This window comes from Bacillus cereus group sp. MYBKT14-1 (assembly GCF_051915185.1).
In the GTDB taxonomy this organism is placed as follows: Bacteria; Bacillota; Bacilli; order Bacillales; family Bacillaceae_G; genus Bacillus_A; species Bacillus_A cereus.
Genome location: NZ_JBQAEF010000011.1, coordinates 113,228 through 133,892, shown reverse-complemented (window position 1 = coordinate 133,892; position 20,665 = coordinate 113,228). Strand labels below are relative to the sequence as shown.

Genomic DNA, 20,665 nt, shown 5'->3' with positions numbered 1-20,665 from the left:
CAAGGCCATATAATCAAGTCATGTACGATTTCTATGACACCTACTGGTAAATACTATGTGTCCATTTTGACTGAATACGAAAAAGAGATCGTACAAAAAGAAGTAGAAACAATTGTTGGATTAGACTTTGCGATGGATCAATTATACGTCAGTTCTGAGGATGAGAGAGCCAATTATCCTAAGTTCTATCGTGAAATGTTAGACCAGTTAGCAAAGGCTCAACGAGTATTATCAAGACGTACAAAAGGTTCAGGGCGTTGGAATAAACAACGTATCCGTGTAGCTAAGCTGCATGAAAAAGTAGCAAACCAACGTAAGAACTTCCTTCATCATAAGTCTAAAGAGTTAGCTACTCATTTTGATGTTGTAGCTATTGAAGATCTAAATATGAAAGGAATGTCGCAAGCACTTCATTTTGGAAAAAGTGTCGCTGACAATGGTTGGGGTATGTTCACTTCTTTTTTAGCTTATAAACTACATGAACAAGGCAAACAACTTGTGAAAATAGACAAATGGTTTCCTTCCACAAAAACATGTAGCAGTTGTGGAAATGTGAAAAATATGTCATTGTCTGAGCGAGTCTATTCTTGTATATGCGGTGTAAATCTCGATAGAGATTATAACGCAGCTATCAATATCAAAAATGAAGCAATACACCTATTGGCGTTAGCATAGATAGCAATAAAATAACCCTTGGAACAAGGGAGTTAGCTCGGCTGTCTTAGGACGAATTCGTTAGCTACCAAAAGTAACGACTAACCGAGAAGCCCCCACTTCAAACAGTCCGTTAGGACGTTAAGTGGCGGGTAGTTCACATATAGTAGATTTTAAAGATGTTATAATTGGGGTTCTTATAAAAAAAAAGCCCTCACAATGAAGTGAAGACCTTTATTCATTTAATATCCGTCAGTATGGCTATGAGTGTATTGTGCGATTTTATGCTCGTTCAATTAAGACCTTAACCACCATGATTTCCGTGTGCATATTGAATAACATCAATAGCTTTATGTGTTTCTGTAGGGGATTGGGCACCAAACATTAAAGTAAAAATAGTAATTACACCAACTAAACCGAGAATTGTCTTTTTCATTTTAATGCCTCCTTCTCAATAACTTTTTTTCCTGCTTGAGAACATGAATAGAAATAATGACTTGCTTTAATATGGTTATTCTCTTTATAAAATGCAGTAGCAAGATATTCTTCGTATTCCTTAATGAATTCGAAAAGTTCTTGCTCTTTAAAATATGATACGCCTTTTAACACTGTCATTTCAAGTGCTTCGGCAGGAAAACCTCCATTCATTGCATCTAATATTTTAAAATGGTGTAGATACTCTATATTTTCAATCTCTTGACAAACGGAATATCCTTTTGCTATGAGATCTTTGGCAACGGAGTGATTTCCTTCCTTCATGTGTTCCCTTGCCTCAATAAAAAGAGCCTTATAATTGTTAGGCATTTTTTGATTTACTTCTGAAAGATATCTAATGGCTAATGGCGAAAGATTTTGAGTAGCATACATTAACCCTAAATTTTGACGCACCATTAAAATAAATTGTTCTTCGTCTATTTTTTGGAACATATCCATTGCTTTCGTGAAATATTCTTCAGCGAGCTCCCATTCTCTCAAATGAGTACAAGCTAAGCCTATAAGATTATCACAGAATGCTACATTGATCTCATACCCAGCATGTTGAGCAAAGATTTCTCTTGCCTCTGATACTTTTTTATAAGATAATAGCCCTTGATATATGTCATAATGGAAAGCTCCAACTTTATAATAAAATTCCGCTTTTTCCAATTCATCAGGAATGCAGTCTAAAAGTTTTTCTGCTTTTTCATAACTCTCCTTTGCGATTTGATATTCGCCAATAGTAGAGGCATGAATCCCTTTGAAAAAGTGATAATAATAAGCTAAGAAATTATCTGTAGGCATATCAAAAGCCTCAACTTTGTCAAAACTGCTTTTTGAAACGCTTAAATTATCAATTACAAATTGGTATCTAAAATCTAGTAGTGAGTAGTAGAGTAATAAATCTTGATCCTCTTCAATATTATGCATCTTAGAATCAATTATTTCTTTTAATTGATGTGCATTACCTATACGCCTTGAGCGGATTTCAACATACCAATCGTTTAATAGCTTTGTAATTTCATTATTCCCCTTAGCTGAAACCATCATTATATATTCCCCCATCCTATAAAAGTCTACTAATGTTATATATTACCATTATAGCAAAGTATCCAGTTCGTTTAATTGTATTATACTTATTTTTCAATAAAATTCAGAAAAATAAGTTAATGATGATAACCAAATTATATTTGATTTATAGTTCTCTCATTAACAATTCAAGCAAACGTGATGTGATTGAATTGAGTCGGAAAATAGCATGTTTGCATGAAAGGGGAATGAATAAATATGAAAGCCTCTCTCTACTATAATGGCAGCTTATTGAAGTTTTAGGCTAATAATTAATAGACAGTTTTAGTTAAGGAAATTTAAAATCCCTGTCTTTAAAGACAGGGATTAAAAAAAGGGATGACAGTTAACAACTGAAGGTACCATTATATTACCATTATTGGAATTTTTATTCCATGTTTTTGTGTTGAGAAATAAATAATATATGATGTAAAAGGTGAGATGAGTAGAGGGTTCTTATAGGTTTAGCAATATGAGAAAGTAAATATTTCAATTAAACTTTTCTTGAAACGAGGAGTGGAAGTATTGTTTTTGCTTAGAAAGCATTATTCAAAGTTATGTAGAAATTATAATTTGAATAAAAAGAGTCTGGTTAAAAAATTATAAGACACCAATTCATTGGAACGGTAAAAAACTGTTTTCGGAATAGGTGTCTTTTTGTATTGAGTAGAATGTATTTTCTCAACAGGAAAAATTGTAATTATCTATAAGTATTACTTATAAGGATAATAGGAAAGTAGAAATTAATAATAAAGGAGAATGCGAAATGTTAACAGTAATATCTAATAATGATCTAGCTAAAATCCGTGAAGAAGATGTAGATGTATTGAAGGTAATGGCGCATCCGGTTCGATTAAAAATCATAAGTGAATTAATACATCATAAAATGTGCAATGTTACACAGTTAACAGAAATATTAAAACTTCCACAATCCACTGTTTCACAACACTTAGCAAAGTTAAGAGGAATTGTACTCCGTGCAGAAAGAAAAGGACTAGAGATGCATTATTATATTGATAATACTAAAGCTCGTCAGATTGTAGAAATTTTAGGGCTATAGGTAAATTATAAGTAAAAGTTTCCTAATTATAGGGGAAACTTTTTTCTATGTTGATCAAAGTATAATCATTTGAAGAATGAAATTTGGAAAGGATGAATTTCAGAATATTATATTGAAGTGTAAGTTTTTAATTCAAGCTATGGAACGTATAATTTTTAAGTAAGAAAGGATGGTAGTTGAAGAAAGTCCAATAACTGTCACAATTTCTTTGTAAGCTTAATAAATTATTATGTAATAATTTAATTATATAGTTATTTGAATGTTATAAAGATAAATGAATAGTTGAGTATGAAGTTATGTATATTTAGCTTTCATTTACATTCATGCTCTTAATAAAGTGAAGAAATTAGTAAGGGGGACTATTAAAATGAACAAAAAATTCTTTAAACAGTTAAAAAAAATAGCTACAAATAAAAAAGGATTAAGTGCCGCTGCAGTAGCAGTAGGAATTATGGGTACAACTTTAATTCCTCAAAATGCCTATGCACATGGGTTCGTTGAAAAGCCAGGTAGCCGTGCTGCTTTATGCAGTCAAAATTATGGGGCGCTGAATTCAAATTGTGGAAATATAATGTATGAACCGCAAAGCTTAGAAGCACCTAAGGGATTCCCGCAAGGCGGGCCAGCTGATGGGAAAATTGCTTCAGCGGGAGGCCTATTTGGTGGAATTCTTGATCAACAAACAGCTGATCGATGGTTTAAGAATACTATTAAGGGCGGGGAGAATACATTCACTTGGAAATATACTGCTCCTCATTCAACAAGTCAGTGGCACTATTACATTACAAAAAAAGGATGGAATCCAAATAAACCTTTAACAAGAGTGGATTTTGAACCAATAGGAACTGTAAAACACGATGGTTCTGCAGCATCTAATAATCTATCACATAAAATCAATGTACCAACTGATCGCAGTGGATATCATGTCATATTAGCAGTTTGGGATGTAGCTGATACTGTAAATGCTTTCTATAATGTGATCGATGTGAATCTAATAAATAATGAAAAACCAGATACAGAAGCGCCAACTCAGCCATCTGGAGTACAAGTCGTAAAAGCTACTTCAAATAGTGTAGAACTTAGTTGGAAGCCTGCAATCGATAATGTAGGGGTCAAAGAATATCAAGTATTACGTAATGGTCAATTAATTAATACTGTAGTGGGTACAAGTGTAGTTGATAAAAAATTAAGCCCGAACACTGAGTATACGTATACAGTAAAAGCAGTAGACGCTGCAGGGAATATATCAAGGGAAAGTGAAGCGTTAGTTGTTAAAACAACAGTGGAAAAACCAGATACAGAAGCACCAACTCAGCCTAAAGGATTACACAGTATGGGAACCACTACGAATAGTATCGACTTAATGTGGAGTCCGTCTGAAGATAACATAGATGTGAATCATTATATTGTCTACAGAGAAGATGGAGGTGTTATGAAAGAAATAGGCACTGCTAATACAACTTCATTTACGGATAAAGATTTACGAGCGAATACAATATATAAGTATGTAGTTTCTGCTGTTGATACAGCTGGCAATGAATCAATGAAAAGTGATGCCTTAACAATTGCTACAAAAGGACAAGAAAACACTTATGAACAATGGGATGCGTATAAAGCGTATAAAAAAGGGGATAAAGTAGTTCACGAGGGTAAGGTTTACGAGGCAGTTCAAAGTTATCAAGGGAATGGAGATCCAAACTGGATTTTTGCTTTGTCATTATGGAATGAAGTAAATAATTAAAACAGTTGCTCATTTTAACGAATTTACCGAAAGAATTCGCCTTCCTTAACCGTGTGAAGAGGGATAATAAAGCTATAGGTGCATTTCAGTTTGGTATAGCCAAAAGCTAATGATTATTGGTGGAAGAACTTAAATCTTTCGTAATTGAGTCTAGTATAATTAATTTCTAAACTCACATCTTTTTATGAAAATAAAGAATTGAATTCTGTTTATTCTTATTTGCTTTGTATGAATTATAAGGTATACTAAAAGTAGGTGCAATAATGCACTATTTGAAAAAGAGTGCAAGGCAAAAAGGAATCCGTAAAGGATTCCTTTTTTTGTTTTTCAGCAAATAAAGCAACTTTCTAATTAACTCTTTCTTTTTATAAACTTAAAATGTATTTTTGAAAAAATGCCATATTCCTGTAACAAAACAAAGGTAAGTTATGTGTGTAAAATATAAAGAGAAAGAAGGAAAAGTTGTGAAAAAATTTTGCCAATTGTTGCGTTATTAGGCATGATGAGTTTTGGAGTACAGGAAATGAATGTAAGAGCTGATACTTATCATAAGAGCGATTCAAAAATTAGTTTTTGGGATTCGAAAAGAAAGGGTACTAATTTCATGAATAGTACGTCATTACCTGAAAACTATAAAAGTGCAAAAGAAGCTAATATTGAATATGTTCGTTTAGCACCTGATAAATGGGCGAAAGATAAAGATTTTCTATTTGAAGATAAACCAGATACTTCTGGAAAGGATTTTCTCATAGGTAATTCAGATAACTATCAGGGATTAGTAAAGGAAGATCTAGAAAAATTAAAGGCGGATTTAGATGCCGCACAATCACAAGGAATGAAAGTCGTTGTTACAATGTTATCCTTACCTGGTGATCGATGGCGCCAATTTAATAATAATAAGAATGACGACAGAATATGGGAAGAAGAGAAGTATCAAGAACAAGCAAGTCAATTTTGGAAGGACCTCGCTCTGGAACTAAAAGATCACCCCGCGGTGGTTGGTTATAATATTATAAATGAACCACATCCAGAAACAGCTAAAAATAATAGATATAATGATTTTTGGACAGAAGATTACGAGAAATGGTATGCAAAAGTGGAGGGAACGACAGCGGATTTAAACAGATTTTATCAAAAGGTGATCAATTCCATTCGTGAAGTAGACCAAGAAACACCAGTTATTTTAGATTCAGGTTTATATGCTACTCCATGGGCCTTTAAATACTTAAAGCCAGTAAAGGATAAAAAAACGCTTTACGCATTTCATATGTATGAACCATATGAATTAACGAGTCAAGGTGAAAAGAAAAATAAGGAATATCAATATCCAGGATTAGTAAAAGTAGGAGACTTAGAGAAACCTGTAATGTGGAATAAGGAGGGATTAGAGAAGTTTTTGAAGCCAATCCAACAATGGTCTAAGAAAAATCATGTACCATCTAATCGAATTATTGCAGAGGAGTTTGGAATTAACCGTACTGTTCCAGGTGCTACCCAATACATGCAAGATCTTATTTCTATCTTTAACCAAAAAGGATGGCATAAATCATTCTATGCATTCCGTGAAGACACTTGGACAGGGATGAATTATGAATTGGGAACAGGAAAAATAAAATGGGATGAAGAGGATAAACCGATGCGTCAAGATAATTCACTCTGGGATGTAATAAAAAAAGATTTACAAACGCGTAAATAGTTTAGAATATTAGGCTTAAGGACTAAATGTAAGCATCTAATTCAAATAGAATTAGATGCTTTTTATTTCGAAAAAAGGTGGAGTTGAATTAAAGATTCCATCTTTTCTTTTGCATAAAGAGTACCAATCAGGTTTATTTACAACGAAAAATAAGCTTTTTAGAGAATAGCTTAGAAAAAATTGTGGAGGTTCAAACAAATGTGGTCGTAATTGTCTAAACCTTTAAAGCGAAAAAAGTTTTATGAATTTTTTGTGAGATTCCAATCCTTAAATGTTGTAATTTATTTACTTATTTCTCCAATTGGATATATTTCTCTAATTGGATGTAAGTTTAGAATACAGAATCAAAACATAATAGGCTGTTATCGGTGAGTTTGTCGTAAAGTTGTTATTTAATGTGTCATCAAATAACATTTATATACAATAATAAATAAAAAAGAGGAGATACTTATGAAAAAATATAGAGTAATAGACACAACTTAAATAGTATGAATAGTTTAGATTGTAAAAACATGAAGAAGAAAAAAACCTTAAGAGTACTAAGGAATAATGAGGGAGAAAATATGGGGAATAATTCAAAACATAAAACTAGAAAAATACTTGCAGCTACTGCTACAGTAACTATGCTTGCGACTGGAATGATTTCTTCATCAGATGTCTTTGCGGAGCAAAAGGAGCAGCAAAAAAGTTTATCGACATCACTGCAAAGTGAAAAATCAGTTAAATCAGAAAATAGAACATTTACAGTCCCAGGAAAAGGGGATGTTGAGGTACTGAAACAACAGGAAAGAAAAAGTATGGCATTTAGTCCATATGAACCAACTGGTTTATATGCAAAGCCAAATGAACAAATAACGATTAATGTAGAAGGTAATCAAGATATTCAGGTATATATTGGAACGTATTCGTATGATGCTTCTTGGAGAGAAGATTCTAAGATAAAATCATTTACATTAAAACCTGGTGTAAACACAATCCAATCTCCAAATGGGGGGCTGATTTATTTTTATAATAAACAGCAAGGTGGTAGCATTCGAACAACAATTACAACAGGTGGAACGACTACGCCTTTATTTGAACTAGGAAAGCATACGAAACAAGATTTAATAAACATGCTGGACCAGTATCCTAATGCACATGCAGTAGAGTTAAAAGGAGAACGTGTATTAATTACGGCTAGCCCTGCACGTGTTAAGAAATATTTGTTGGGTTCTAATACAGATCCTGTACAACTCTTAAAAAAGATGGATGAAGCTACTCGAATTCAAGACAAAGTAGCTGGATTATCCGAAGAACAAGTAGATAAACATTATGTTCATTACGTAGAAGAAAATCATTCTCCTGATTATTATATGTATGCAACTTCTTATCGAACAGCATATGTAGGAGATGCAATCCAATACGTGTTAGATATTAATAAATTTATAACAGATGGCTGGGGCCCTTGGCATGAGGCAGGACATTTGAGACAACAATCGCCCTGGAAGTTTTATAATATGACAGAAGTACAAAATAATATATACAGCCTTTCTGTAGAAAAAGCATTTAATCAACCATCCAACTTAGAGAAAAGTGGAATTTATCCAAAAGCATTTCAATATCTAGAGCAAGTGAATAAAAATTATGATGAAATTAGCGATGTTTTTGTAAAGCTTGTTATGCTTTGGCAACTACAGTTAGCGTATGGAGAGGATTTCTATCCTAAATTACATCAATTGTATAGAGACATGCCTTCAAGTGAACTTCCACAAACTGATGAAAATAAAAAACAACTATTTATGATTTCAGCATCAAAAGTAGCCAAACAAAATTTAATTCCTTTCTTTGAGAAGTGGGGATTACGTCCAAATAACGATACAATTCAAAAAGTAGCTGCATTAGGATATCCGATTTTAACAGCAGAGATTTGGAAGGGTACGGATTCTAATCCAATTAAACCAGATATGCCTAATGTAAATAATATTTTAGAAGGAAACCAGTTTGCATGGTCACTAAAAGGAATTAGTGATTTCGAGTTTGCAAAAATCAATTTCAATAAATCAACAGAAGAAATGCAAATTGATTTAAAAGCAGGCGTACCACATCATTATTTTAATGAAACATATGCGAGTATTAAAGTACAAAATGCATCAGGTAAAGTAATGTACAATAAAGACATTTATGGGAACAAACAACAAAATGCTGAATCACAAAAAGTTTCAGTCAAAGTAGGAGATTATATTGAGTTAACACATCTAGAAGGTGTGCATAGAGCTACTCTCACAAATGTAGATAATAGTAAACAAGAGAGCTTTGGAAAAAAAGCCATGTACGAAGTTACAAAGGAAGGTCTGAAGAAAGTAAATCAAATTGTTAATCCGAAACCGGACACAGAAGCTCCAACACAGCCACAAGGATTATATGCAAGCAACCTTACTTCTAACAGTGTAGAGCTAAAATGGAATCCTTCTACAGATAATGTAGGTGTAAAAGAATATCAGGTATTACGCGATGGACAATTGATTCAAACGGTACAAGGAACGACGTTTACTGATCAAAACTTAACAGTTAATAAGGAATACAAATATGCAGTGAAGGCTGTAGATGCAGCTGGAAATACATCAATCCAAAGTGAAATTCTTCTTGTAAAAACCAAAGATCAAAATGTATCTTATGAAAAATGGGATCCAAAGAAGGCATATACAAAGGGCGATAAAGTAGAACATCAAGGGACAGTGTATGAAGCTGTTCAAAATCACCAAGGAAATGGTGACCCGAATTGGATATTTGCACTATCGTTATGGAAACCTATTACAATCAATTAATATGTAACAATCAGATGTGAAGATAGAACAACATCCAGTAATTTAAAGAGTTACTGGATGTTGTTTGAATTTTGATAGATTTCTCTACTAAGTTATTATTCAATAATAAAAATTAGAAAAGGATGTAGATTAGTGATTAGTCAGAAAACGAAGAAAAGATTTAATAAAGTTATTATAATGACCGCAGCATGTAGCATGTTTTCTATGTTTGGAACGTCTATTTCGCACACTAAGGCTGCAACACATTCAGCTGCTCCAGCAGTTTATGTGAGTCCCCAAAATATACCTGCCTCAGATATTATTAGTATAGACTGGTCACCAGTTCAGACACCACCTTATACGTACTGGGCTGTACACAACTGGAATGCAGGTGGTGAAGCTGGAGGATATGCTGGTTTTCAACAACAAAGTGGGTTTGATGAAAATGGAAAACGTACTTTACATTTTGCCTTATGGGATCCAATTTCCTCTAAAGAAGCAATAAAGGCCGAATACTTATCTCCAAATTCGCAAGCTGGACCCTTTGGAGGAGAAGGAACAGGAATGAAGGTTCAAACAACTTATGGTTGGAAAGACTACAATTGGTACACAATGACAATGCGTTCATGGCAAGAAAATGGTCATACTAAATTTGGACAATGGATGAAAGATGTAACAAAGAATAAATGGCATCAAATTGCAATTATGGACTTTCCGGTTGCTAATGTTGTATTTAATCATGGGTTAGGAATGTTTCAAGAAGACTGGGCTGATAGTGGACAGAATGTCCGAGAAGCGCGCCTGAAAAATGGTTATAGCCGAAAGTTAGTTGATAAACAATGGAGTTCTTGGAATAATCAAAGTATTTCTGGAACGCATGATAATACTTATCAATATGATGGAGGATCTACTTCAGAATATGTATGGGTCAAAGCAGGAGGTAATACGCAGTCTACTATTGGGGCAGGAAAAATATTCACCCTAAATCAACCTACTCAACCTGAAATAGGAAAACTAGATTTTGATATCCAATCTATATATTATGAAAATGAAAAATTAAATGTATCTTGGAAACTAAAAGAAAATAGTACACCGCAATTTAACGGAAAAATTGAAATTTATAACAATGAAAATATGACGGGCCAACCTATTAACGTAATTGATGATATTAAATCTTATCAAAATGGAATCAGTCAATCTATATCATTACCAACAAATGCTTATGCAAAAATTGTATTAACGGATATATTTGATCAAACTGTTGAGAAAAAGGTACAAATCAAAAATGAATCTCCAAACATTTTTGAAGGTAATGAATTTGCATGGTCGTTGAAAGGGATTGGAGATTTTGAATTTGCGAAAGTAAATTTAAATAAATCAACAGAAGAAATGCAAATTGATATAAAAGCAGGTGTACCACATGACTACTTTGATAGTACATATGCAAGTATTAAAGTGCAAAACACATCAGGTAAAGTGGTCTATAACAAAGAGATTTATGGAAACAAACAGCAAAATGCTGAATCGCAAAAAGTCCCAGTCAAAGTAGGCGATTATATAGAGTTAACACATCTAGAGGGTGTACATAGAGCTACTCTTACAAATGTAGATAATAGTAAACAAGAGAGCTTTGGAAAAAAAGCCATATACGAAGTTACAAAGGAAGGCCTGAAGAAAGTAGAAAAAATGCCAGAAGCAACAATTTTAGAAGGAAACAAGTTTGCATGGTCATTAAAAGGATATAGTGATAGAGAAATTGCAAAAGTAGATTATGATAAAACGGTAGAAGAGATGAAGGTAAAACTAGAAGCAGGTGTACCACATTCCTATTTTGCTAGTACGTATGCGAGTATTAAGGTCCAGAATTCTTCTGGTAACGTTCTGTACAATAAGGAAATCGTGGGAAATAAACAACAAAATGCTGAAAGCCAAACTGTACCCGTCAAGGTAGGGGATTACATTGAATTTACCCATATAGAAGGAGAAGCAACAAAGGAAAAAACGCGAGCAACTTTAATTAACCTTGAAAATAACAAAAATGAAACCATTGGAAAAACAGCAAGATATCAAGTTATAAAAGAAGGCTTGAAGAAAGTAGAGAAAATGCCAGAAACAACGGTTTTAGATGGAAATCAATTCGCTTGGTCATTAAAGGGATATAATGATCGAGAAATAGCGAAAATAGAATATAACAAAGCAACAGAAAAAATGCAGCTTAAATTAGAAGCGGGTATACCCCATTCTTATTTTACTAATACGTATGCAAGCATTAAAGTCCAGAATTTATCCGGTAATATTTTGTACAATAAAGAAATTATAGGAAATAGACAACAAGATGCTGAGAGCCAAACCGTTTCAGTCAAAGTAGGCGATTGTATTGAGTTTACTCATATAGAGGGAGAAGCACAAAAGGAAAAGACACGCGCCACACTTACTAATCTTGAGAATAGTAAACAGGAATATATAGGGAAGAAAAAAATATATCAGGTTACCTCAATGGGATTAGTAATAAAGTCATAGATTTCATTACAAAACTTAAATTATTGATTTATATATTATATAAAAATCTTAACTATTATACGTATTAAAAAATTTTCAACAGAAAATAGATTGGCGGGTATAGTATGAACATATTCAAAGGGTTTCTAATTTCATCAATTGCAATGACCACATTTGTAGGAACAGATCTAATCCTACAAAATGATAGTATTCATAATAAAGTTTACGCTGAATCTTATAATGTCACATACAAAGAAAGAGATTCACAGGAAGAAAGATTAATTGTAAAGTTTAAAAATCAAATTGACTTACCTTATGAAGATGGTATTGAGAAACGAATAAAAAATGGAAATTATGATAACAATTTAAAGGAGTTATTTTCCGAAAATACAGAACTTACTTTGAATCGTCTGTTCTCATCTGTAAATCCGATAGAGATTGAAAAGTTATCAGTACAATCTAAATCAGTTGCTAATGAATCAGCTAATAATTTATTAAATTATTATATTGTACAAGCTCCTAATAACATAGAAATAGAATTATTACTGAAAAAATTTGAAACATCTCCTCTCGTAGAGGAGGCTTATATACAAGAAAAACAAATTTTGACACCCCCTGAAATACAGTTACCAGATTTATCTGTTAATCCGTACGATGATCCTAGATTTAAAAATCAAGGATATCTTGAAGCGGCACCAAAGGGAATTAATGCCTCGCATGCTTGGAGCATTAAAGGTGGTGATGGGAAGGGTACAACTTTTGTGGATATGGAATATGGATGGTTATTGAACCATGAGGATTTAGTCAATAAAAATATTAAGCTTATGTCGGGACAAAATATAAGCCAGCATAGAGCTCATGGTACTTCTGTATTAGGAATTGTTTCATCTGAAGATAATCAAATTGGAAATATTGGAATTGCACCAAAAGCAAATGTAAAAGTAATATCCCAGATCAGGGATAATGGAATTTATAATACGGCGGATGCTATTTTAAGTGCTGTACATAATTTACAAGCGGGAGATATTCTTTTATTAGAGGCACAAGCTTCGTATGATGGATATGGGGATAAATATTTGCCTGTAGAAGTACATCCAGATATTTTTGATGCAATTCGTGTTGGTGCAGATAAAGGGATTATTATTATAGAAGCTGGCGCAAATGGTTCAAACGACTTAGATAATTTTAAAGATCGTAATGGAAAAAAGATCTTAAATCGAAATAGTCCAGACTTCAAGGATTCAGGTGCTATTATGGTTGGGGCGGGATCATCAACTGTTCCACATAAACGTTTATGGTTTTCAAATTATGGAAGTCGATTAGATGTATATGGATGGGGAGAAAATGTTGATACAACATCAGCAAATCCAAGTCAAAATACTACAAATTTATATACATCAACATTTAGTGGAACATCAAGTGCTTCACCAATTATTGCTGGAGCAGCAACTTCGATACAAGGTATTGCTAAAGAACATCGCGGCTCTCCTTATACACCAGTCGAATTAAGAAATATCTTAAGTAATCCGAATACAGGAACAAAATCTCAAGATCCGTGGAATGATAGAATAGGTGTTTTACCTGATCTAAAATCTATATTAGATAACTTAGGTTTTAATTCAGATATACCGAACTCTTCTAGTATTTTAGAAGGAAAGCAGTTTGCATGGTCCCTAAAAGGAATTAGTGATTTTGAGTTTGCTAAAATTAATTTCAATAAATCAACAGAAGAAATGCAAATTGATTTAAAAGCAGGCGTACCACATCATTATTTTAATGAAACATATGCGAGTATTAAAGTACAAAATGCATCAGGTAAAGTAATGTACAATAAAGACATTTATGGGAACAAACAACAAAATGCTGAATCACAAAAGGTTCCAGTCAAAGTAGGAGATTATATTGAGCTGACACATTTAGAAGGTGTGCATAGAGCTACTTTAACAAATGTAGGCAACAGTAAACAAGAAAGCTTTGGAAAAAAAGTAATATACCAAGTTACAAAGGAAGGTCTGAAGAAAGTAGAAAAAATGCCAGAAGCAACAGTTTTAGATGGCAATCATTTTGGTTGGTCTTTAAAAGGATATAGTGATAGAGAAATCGCAAAAGTAGATTATAATAGAACAACAGAGAAAATGCAGGTGAATTTAGAAGCAGGCGTACCACATTCTTACTTTAATAATACGTATGCAAGTATTACAGTAAAGAATTCAACCGGTAGTGTTGTATACAATAAGGATATAGTGGGAAATAGTCAACAAACTGCTGAAAGTCAAACCGTGCCGGTAAAAGTGGGAGATTACATTGAGTTTACCCATATAGAAGGGGAAGCAGTAAAGGAAAAGACACGCGCTACACTTATTAACTTTGAGAATAATAAACAAGAATATATAGGCAAAAAAAGAATCTATCAAGTTACTTCAACGGGATTAAACAAAATAGATTAATATGAAGAACATTCTAATTATTAGTTATATGCAAATAGTCGTTCATTATGAATGGCTATTTGGCTTTTATTTAACAATACGCTCTCTTTTTTATATACTCTCGTTCCCATCAAATGCTACATTTTTTTATAAATATGTTTTTGAATTAATAAATGTTTAAGTGCAATAGATTTGAGAAAAAAGAAACAGAATAGTAGGGTATTTGTTGATAAATTCTCTCAAATATTACAATGTTTTACATATTTGGTATGATGTATATGAGTTCTATGTATATTAAGGGAGGAATGGGAATGAAAAGGTTTATAACACGTGCAAGAGGTAATACAGTCTCAAAAAATTTAGTTTTAATGGTGTTGTCGATGGTTTTAATGATATTTATGATTACACCATCCAATGATGTATCTGCAGCCAACCTATCAAAAGCAGCTACATTAAAAGGCGTGAATTTATTTAATGGAAGTTGGACAGTTGCTATACAGGCAGCAAATTTACAATATGTTTCTGCTGAGCCTTTGGGAAATGTAACAGCAAATCGTAATGCAGTTAATGAATGGGAGAAATTCGAATTAATTCCGACTGGAGAATTATATACGTACGCTTTAAAAGCCAAAAGTAATGGGAAGTATGTTTCGTTTGAGCCAAATGGTAGAGTAGTAGCAGATCGTACATCAATTGGGGCATGGGAAAAGTTTATCTTATATAATGGTGGAGACAATAGGATATATGTATTACAAGCACTCAGTAATGGCAGGTATATATCAGCAAATGGTGGTAGAGAATTAACAGCTACTAGTTATGTAGCTGGAAGCTGGGAACGATTTGTTATTGTATACTTCTAAACTTTAAAGTGTTATATGTCTAAATGATAATGGCATGTTTAGTATGTATGAATGCCTAATACAATAAAGTGTTAAGTATTTAATACAAGTGTATATTAATGTGTAAAGGGCTGCAGGTAATTAGCGGTCCTTTTTGTATGGACTTACTGAGGTTATAATGAGAAGAAAAAGAACCCTATAGGGTTCTTTTTCAAGGCATATTAACAGTAAGGAGAATCATGAAATGCTACTTCAAATCTTTATTAGGGGAAAGATTTTGAATAAGCTTAACATACATCTATTTTTGCATAAATGTAATATATAGTAAATTGATAATGTTTATACTTACTATTACTAATATTCAATTAAGATATTTAACACTATTTGTATAGTGTTAAATGGCACTTAGTACAGTATACATTTAGAAATCTAATAGTAGATTTCATTTGTTAAAAAAGGTAATAGATATATTATTTCAAATTCTAACTAACATTTAAACGATTTTAATTGAAATTGGTTGTGTATTAACTCTGATAAGCCAGTAAAAGTAAATAAAATAAACAAAGACCCTGTAAAAATACAGGGCCGGATACAGGGTTAAGGGAACACATAGTTTCTTAGAATCATAATAGCATATATTCTTTGTATAGCTGCATGAGGATTTTGACAGAATTAAGAACAAGACAGAAAATCTGTAAGAAAGCAAATATAATGCTGGAAATATGATTGGAAATTAAATTATAGATATATTGAAATAGATGAAAACTCTTGAGTACCATGATTAAATTGCCTTTAAATATGAGGTTTAGGATACAGGGATAATGGGATCTAACTGAATAGGAAAAAAGATTTTAGATTAAAAGAAGAAAAGGCACCTTTTGGGTGTCTTTTCTTTAGGTAAACAGTTCACATATCTGCAGCCCTTTTTAGGAGGAATTCAAGACACTATAAGGAACACGTATTGGTAAACAGGTTCAAAAATAGTATATGTGAAAAGAAAAAGTTCTATACCAAAAGTAGACAGGATCTTATCTTTATTACATTTTCAAAAAGGATACATGAAAATGGCAGACAACTATTTTGTTGCCTGCCGGTGCCAGTGGGTTGAATGAGTTAGTCAATTCAATAAATTGTGCTATCCCATTACCAGAAGAGTGAAGCCGCTAGTTCAAACGGCTTAGACATAGTTTGCCTAATAAAGAAAAAATTATGAGTCGAGATTTTGTTTGCTCTATATGAAAAGATAAATAGATATTCATCAGACAAGGATAATTTAGCATATCTTGAATAGGGTGTAGGAACGAATTAAAGAAAAGGATATTTGTTTAGGAAGGGACTGACTCAGGAGTGGGACTTTCGTACAGGATTTGGAGAGCGGTGGTTGCTTTTGGTATTGCGACCAATAGCGTTGCTTGTATAATGGCAGTATACATTCAAAAATATGAGCTAATGATAAATCATCTTACAAATGTTTTATTTTTAATAATTATCTCTTTAACGTTTATAAAGATGAAAATTAACAAATGGGTGGCTTTAGGATTTACATTGGTTGTAATAGAGAAAGGTATTAAGGCAGGATATGACTTCTACACACATGATTATTATGGTGTCAGTTAGAGTTTAGCTATCATTATCTATTGCATATACGAGATGGAAAAGTATTATATTGAAATAAACGAATAGGCGCAACAAAAAGGTGTTAGTAGGCGTGATTCTTTAAAAATACTATAAAAAGACACTACAAGAGTGTCTTTTTTTTGAAAATACTCTATAATTAACTTTGGGGAAGGTAATGTTAGAGTATTCGTTTAGCATTATCTTTATATTTGATAAACCATGAAATCAAAAGATTTTGTGGTTTATTTTATGAACAATAGACATTACAGTATTGGCAGTGAGCTATTGATCATTATAAGCATTAGCAGAGAAGGGATTAAAAGTCTAACATCGAATAACGGTTCCGGAATATAGTGTTGCGAAATGATCGCCCATATCCCAAACGGTACTTGCCTGTATATAGCCCTTAAAGCCTTCTGAAGAATAATAAATCTCTTTTGGTATACTTTCTTTAGTTTGGAAATGTGCTTTAGAGTACTTTACATAATGGTTTTTAATAACTTTTGATTCGGGAACAATAGTGTTTTTTTGTTCCAATGCTGGCCTAGCACTAGAAGGTGGTATGAAATTTACAGTGTCTTGGTAATTAGGATCTAAGGTGTCAGCTTGTACACTGTGCGACGAAACAAAGGTACTTAAACTACTTCCCGCGATTAAAGTTGCAAATGCTAACTTTGAGAATTTTGTTAATCTACTCATTTTATAATCTCCTTTTTATTATTTTGTAAGGTATCTCCTTACACCTCACAGTCTATATCCACTACAAAAGGGTGTACATACATATTGATAGACAAAATTCTACAAAATACCTCATGTTTTTGGGTGTGTGTATAATAATCCAATGTTTAATAATTTATCAGAAGTAAAAAAGTAGGTGTTATATAAAAGAAAATGAATAATTTATGCAGAGTTTGTATATAAAATTATTGTTTAAATATTCTAAAATGAGTTGATAAAGATGTGGAATTGTTTTTTTAGAAAATAAATGATTCTAAAGGTTAAATTTAGAATTTTAATACTCTTTTTAAGTTTATTTTTATTATATGATTTATACGTATGGATTATTAGAGTATCTAAAGAGTTTTTGTACAAACATTTAAAATATAAAAAAGTGAGAAAAATGATAAACATTCTTCTCACTTTCATCAATTAGGGTGGCATATAAATAAATATGCGTTTGGGTAGATTTTTGGATGAAAAATCACATATAGTGTAACAAAAAAAGTAAAGCTTTTCGCATGTAATATTGCATATGAAAAATAGTAAAGTTTTAAATTTTAATATTAAAAACTCATATATACATGTTACAATGTAATTCTCTAATTTATTTTATTCTCCTATTTGGAATTTATGGTTTAGTGATTTAATTGAACAAAAGTGGTTGTAATAAGTAGATAAATCAATGAAGTGATACAGTTAGAATGGTTAAAAGGCAGTTAAATATAATTATTAAAAGAAAAGATTTACTTAGTTATGTTTAGTGAATTTATTATGGTAAGGATTTCATTCAAAAAATCCAATAATTATTTTTAAAATAAAGTATATGTTTCATCCAGTTTATTTGGAATAATTCGTAGTCTAATAATTGCTAAATCTACAAAAATAATATATTCAAAAGGAGGACAGATAAAACTCTGCCTGTGAAATTTAAATCGCTAAATTATAAAGTTTGAATTATAGGATGTGATTATGGTTCCATAAATGAATGTGGAAAAGTAAAGGAGAAAAATTTAAATAAACTATATAAGTAGTAAAAATGAAAAGGAGAAGTATCTAGTGTTTAATATAAAAGAAAGATTGGGACAAATAAAGCTTAAAACGAAGTTGTCTATGGCATTTATAGCAATATTAATTATACCAAGTCTTATCGTAGGAGTATCATCTTATAATAAAGCAAAAACAGATCTTAATGAAACAATTCTACAATCAGCAAAAGATAATATAAGTATATTAGATAAGATTGTTGATGATGAATTAGAAAATAAGCATATAGATGTCACTCATTTTGCAAAAGTACTTACACAAGGTGATTATAATCCTGAACAATCGCAAAATGTACAGAGTAAATTTGATCAATATATACAGTTACATCCAGAGATAGAAACGATTTATACGGCATCTAGTAACAATCAATTTATTCATGCACCTGTTGGCAAGATACCAGAAGGGTTTAATCCGTTAGAAAGTAGTTGGTATAAGGATGCAGTAAAAGCAAATGGAGAGATTATTGTTTCATCTCCCTATAAATCAAAGTCTACAGGAAATATGGTAATTGCAATTGCAAAGCAAAATGCAGATAAAAGTGGTGTCATTGGCGTAGATTTGAATATTACAGATATAGTAAAAACATCCAAAATGATAAAAATTGGAAAGCAAGGATTTGTATCTATAGTTAGTCAAGATAAAACTATAGTTGTTCATCCATCACTAAAGCCTGGAGAGAAATTAGAGAAAAGTTTAGCGGATGAATTGTACAAGAAAGAAGATGGAGTAATTACTTATAGCCTCAATGGTGAAGATCGAGACATAAGCTTTAAGACAAATAAAAAAACAGGTTGGAAGATAGCTGGGGTAATGCCTACGAAAGAAATTGAAGAAGCTACCAATCCTATTTTTTATAAAACGCTCACTATAATAGGGGCTTCATTATTGTTAGGTGGAATTGTAATTTTATTCATAATTAGATCTATTATTAATCCACTAAGACAATTAGTTATTTCGGCCCAAAGAATTAGTCAGGGAGATTTAACCGAAAAAATAGATATTCGTTCAAAGGATGAACTTGGTCAATTAGGCGGTAGTTTCAATACAATGGCAGAGTCGTTACGTAATATTATTTCTCAAATTAACACATCTGCAGGACATGTAGCTGCGTCTTCTGAGGAACTAACTGCTAGTGTAGAGCAAGCAAGTGTTGCGACAGAACAAATTACAAAAGAGATGGAAGAAATCTCGAACAGTGCAGAGGTTCAAAATAATGAAGTTGAGTCTGGAGCTGAATTAATTGGTGAGGTAACACGAAATATTCAATACGTAGCTGAGAATGCTTCTGAAGTATCGGCTTCATCCATATACACTAAACAAAAAGCCAATGAAGGTGAACAATTAGTAGAACAAACTGTAACACAAATGCAGTCTATCCATCACTCTGTTTCTCAATCCGATAATGTCATAAAATTATTAGATAAGAAATCACAGCAAATTGGCAGTATATTAGAAGCGATTCAAAATATTGCGGAACAAACAAATTTATTAGCATTAAATGCAGCGATTGAAGCAGCTAGAGCTGGGGAACAGGGGAGAGGGTTTGCAATTGTTGCTGATGAAGTTAGGAAGCTAGCAGAGCAATCATCCGAATCTTCGATGGAAATTGGAAGCTTAATTAAGGAAATACAAGCAGACGTACATGAGACTGTAAAAGCTATGAATGAAGTGGGAGTAGAAGTACAGTCGGGAATTAAAGTTGCGAACGATACAAAACAAAGTTTTTATGAGATTTCAAAATCTGCAAATGATATTGTATCAAAAGTGCATGGTATGGTAGAACTATCAAATAAAATGACAACTGATGCAATGAAAGTTGATACATCGATTGATCAAATAGCTATGGCTGTAAAAGAAAATTCTTCAAGTATGCAAACGATAGCTGGTTCATCTGAGGAACAACATGCTTCTATGGAAGAGATAAATTCTTCAGCAATACAATTAGCACAGATGGCGGAAGAACTTCAAGAGTTAATTGGTGGATTTAAGATTTAAGTTGAGATTCAAGGAGAGAATGCTAGAATCTTGTTACAGAGTGGAA

General features: G+C 32.4%; 11 protein-coding genes and 2 pseudogenes. 10 read left to right on the top strand and 3 right to left on the bottom strand.

Annotated elements, in window-relative coordinates; translation table 11 throughout:
- The coding region (locus ACTFO4_RS23125; protein ID WP_440018868.1) for an RNA-guided endonuclease InsQ/TnpB family protein at positions 1 to 675 on the top strand (675 nt) is incomplete at its 5' end.
- A 283-nt stretch (positions 676 to 958) separates the two neighbouring features.
- Here ACTFO4_RS23125 and ACTFO4_RS23120 read toward each other — a convergent pair.
- Together ACTFO4_RS23120 and ACTFO4_RS23115 are read right to left on the bottom strand one after the other, a co-directional pair.
- On the bottom strand, positions 959 to 1,090 hold the full coding sequence (locus ACTFO4_RS23120; protein WP_000751016.1) for a hypothetical protein: 132 nt from the start codon (positions 1,088 to 1,090) through the stop codon (positions 959 to 961).
- Positions 1,087 to 2,181 (bottom strand): tetratricopeptide repeat protein, encoded by a 1,095-nt coding sequence (locus ACTFO4_RS23115; protein ID WP_272763871.1) that lies wholly within the window; start codon positions 2,179 to 2,181, stop codon positions 1,087 to 1,089. The genes ACTFO4_RS23120 and ACTFO4_RS23115 overlap by 4 nt, the downstream gene beginning before the upstream one ends.
- 784 nt (positions 2,182 to 2,965) lie before the next feature.
- Here ACTFO4_RS23115 and ACTFO4_RS23110 point away from each other — a divergent pair.
- From ACTFO4_RS23110 to ACTFO4_RS23075, 8 genes and pseudogenes are all read left to right on the top strand, one after another.
- Entirely contained in the window at positions 2,966 to 3,259 is a 294-nt protein-coding gene (locus ACTFO4_RS23110) for an ArsR/SmtB family transcription factor (protein ID WP_000958631.1), read from the top strand.
- A 367-nt stretch (positions 3,260 to 3,626) separates the two neighbouring features.
- Entirely contained in the window at positions 3,627 to 5,000 is a 1,374-nt protein-coding gene (locus ACTFO4_RS23105) for a lytic polysaccharide monooxygenase (RefSeq protein ID WP_440014402.1), read from the top strand.
- A gap of 428 nt (positions 5,001 to 5,428) precedes the next feature.
- A pseudogene (locus tag ACTFO4_RS23100) lies at positions 5,429 to 6,696 on the top strand (glycoside hydrolase family 5 protein).
- Between the two features lie 563 nt (positions 6,697 to 7,259).
- Positions 7,260 to 9,500: a M60 family metallopeptidase gene (locus ACTFO4_RS23095; protein ID WP_440014403.1), complete on the top strand. Its 2,241-nt coding sequence runs from the start codon at positions 7,260 to 7,262 to the stop codon at positions 9,498 to 9,500.
- A 132-nt stretch (positions 9,501 to 9,632) separates the two neighbouring features.
- The gene (locus ACTFO4_RS23090) at positions 9,633 to 11,999 is read left to right on the top strand and encodes a putative mucin/carbohydrate-binding domain-containing protein (protein WP_440014404.1); all 2,367 of its coding nucleotides are present in this window, start codon (positions 9,633 to 9,635) and stop codon (positions 11,997 to 11,999) included.
- Between the two features lie 104 nt (positions 12,000 to 12,103).
- Positions 12,104 to 14,425 carry a putative mucin/carbohydrate-binding domain-containing protein gene (locus tag ACTFO4_RS23085; RefSeq protein WP_440014405.1) on the top strand — a complete coding sequence of 774 codons (2,322 nt, stop codon included), beginning with the start codon at positions 12,104 to 12,106 and terminating at the stop codon, positions 14,423 to 14,425.
- Between the two features lie 290 nt (positions 14,426 to 14,715).
- Entirely contained in the window at positions 14,716 to 15,264 is a 549-nt protein-coding gene (locus ACTFO4_RS23080) for a fascin domain-containing protein (RefSeq protein ID WP_000819427.1), read from the top strand.
- Positions 15,265 to 16,590: 1,326 nt separating this feature from the next.
- Positions 16,591 to 16,926 (top strand): annotated as a pseudogene (locus ACTFO4_RS23075) (hypothetical protein).
- A gap of 258 nt (positions 16,927 to 17,184) precedes the next feature.
- Here ACTFO4_RS23075 and ACTFO4_RS23070 read toward each other — a convergent pair.
- Positions 17,185 to 17,559, bottom strand: coding sequence for a hypothetical protein (locus tag ACTFO4_RS23070; RefSeq protein ID WP_440014406.1), 375 nt, complete (start codon positions 17,557 to 17,559; stop codon positions 17,185 to 17,187).
- 1,077 nt (positions 17,560 to 18,636) lie between these two features.
- Between ACTFO4_RS23070 and ACTFO4_RS23065 the strand changes: the two genes are divergently transcribed.
- The gene (locus tag ACTFO4_RS23065; RefSeq protein ID WP_440014407.1) at positions 18,637 to 20,619 is read left to right on the top strand and encodes a methyl-accepting chemotaxis protein; all 1,983 of its coding nucleotides are present in this window, start codon (positions 18,637 to 18,639) and stop codon (positions 20,617 to 20,619) included.
- Positions 20,620 to 20,665: the final 46 nt, after the last annotated feature.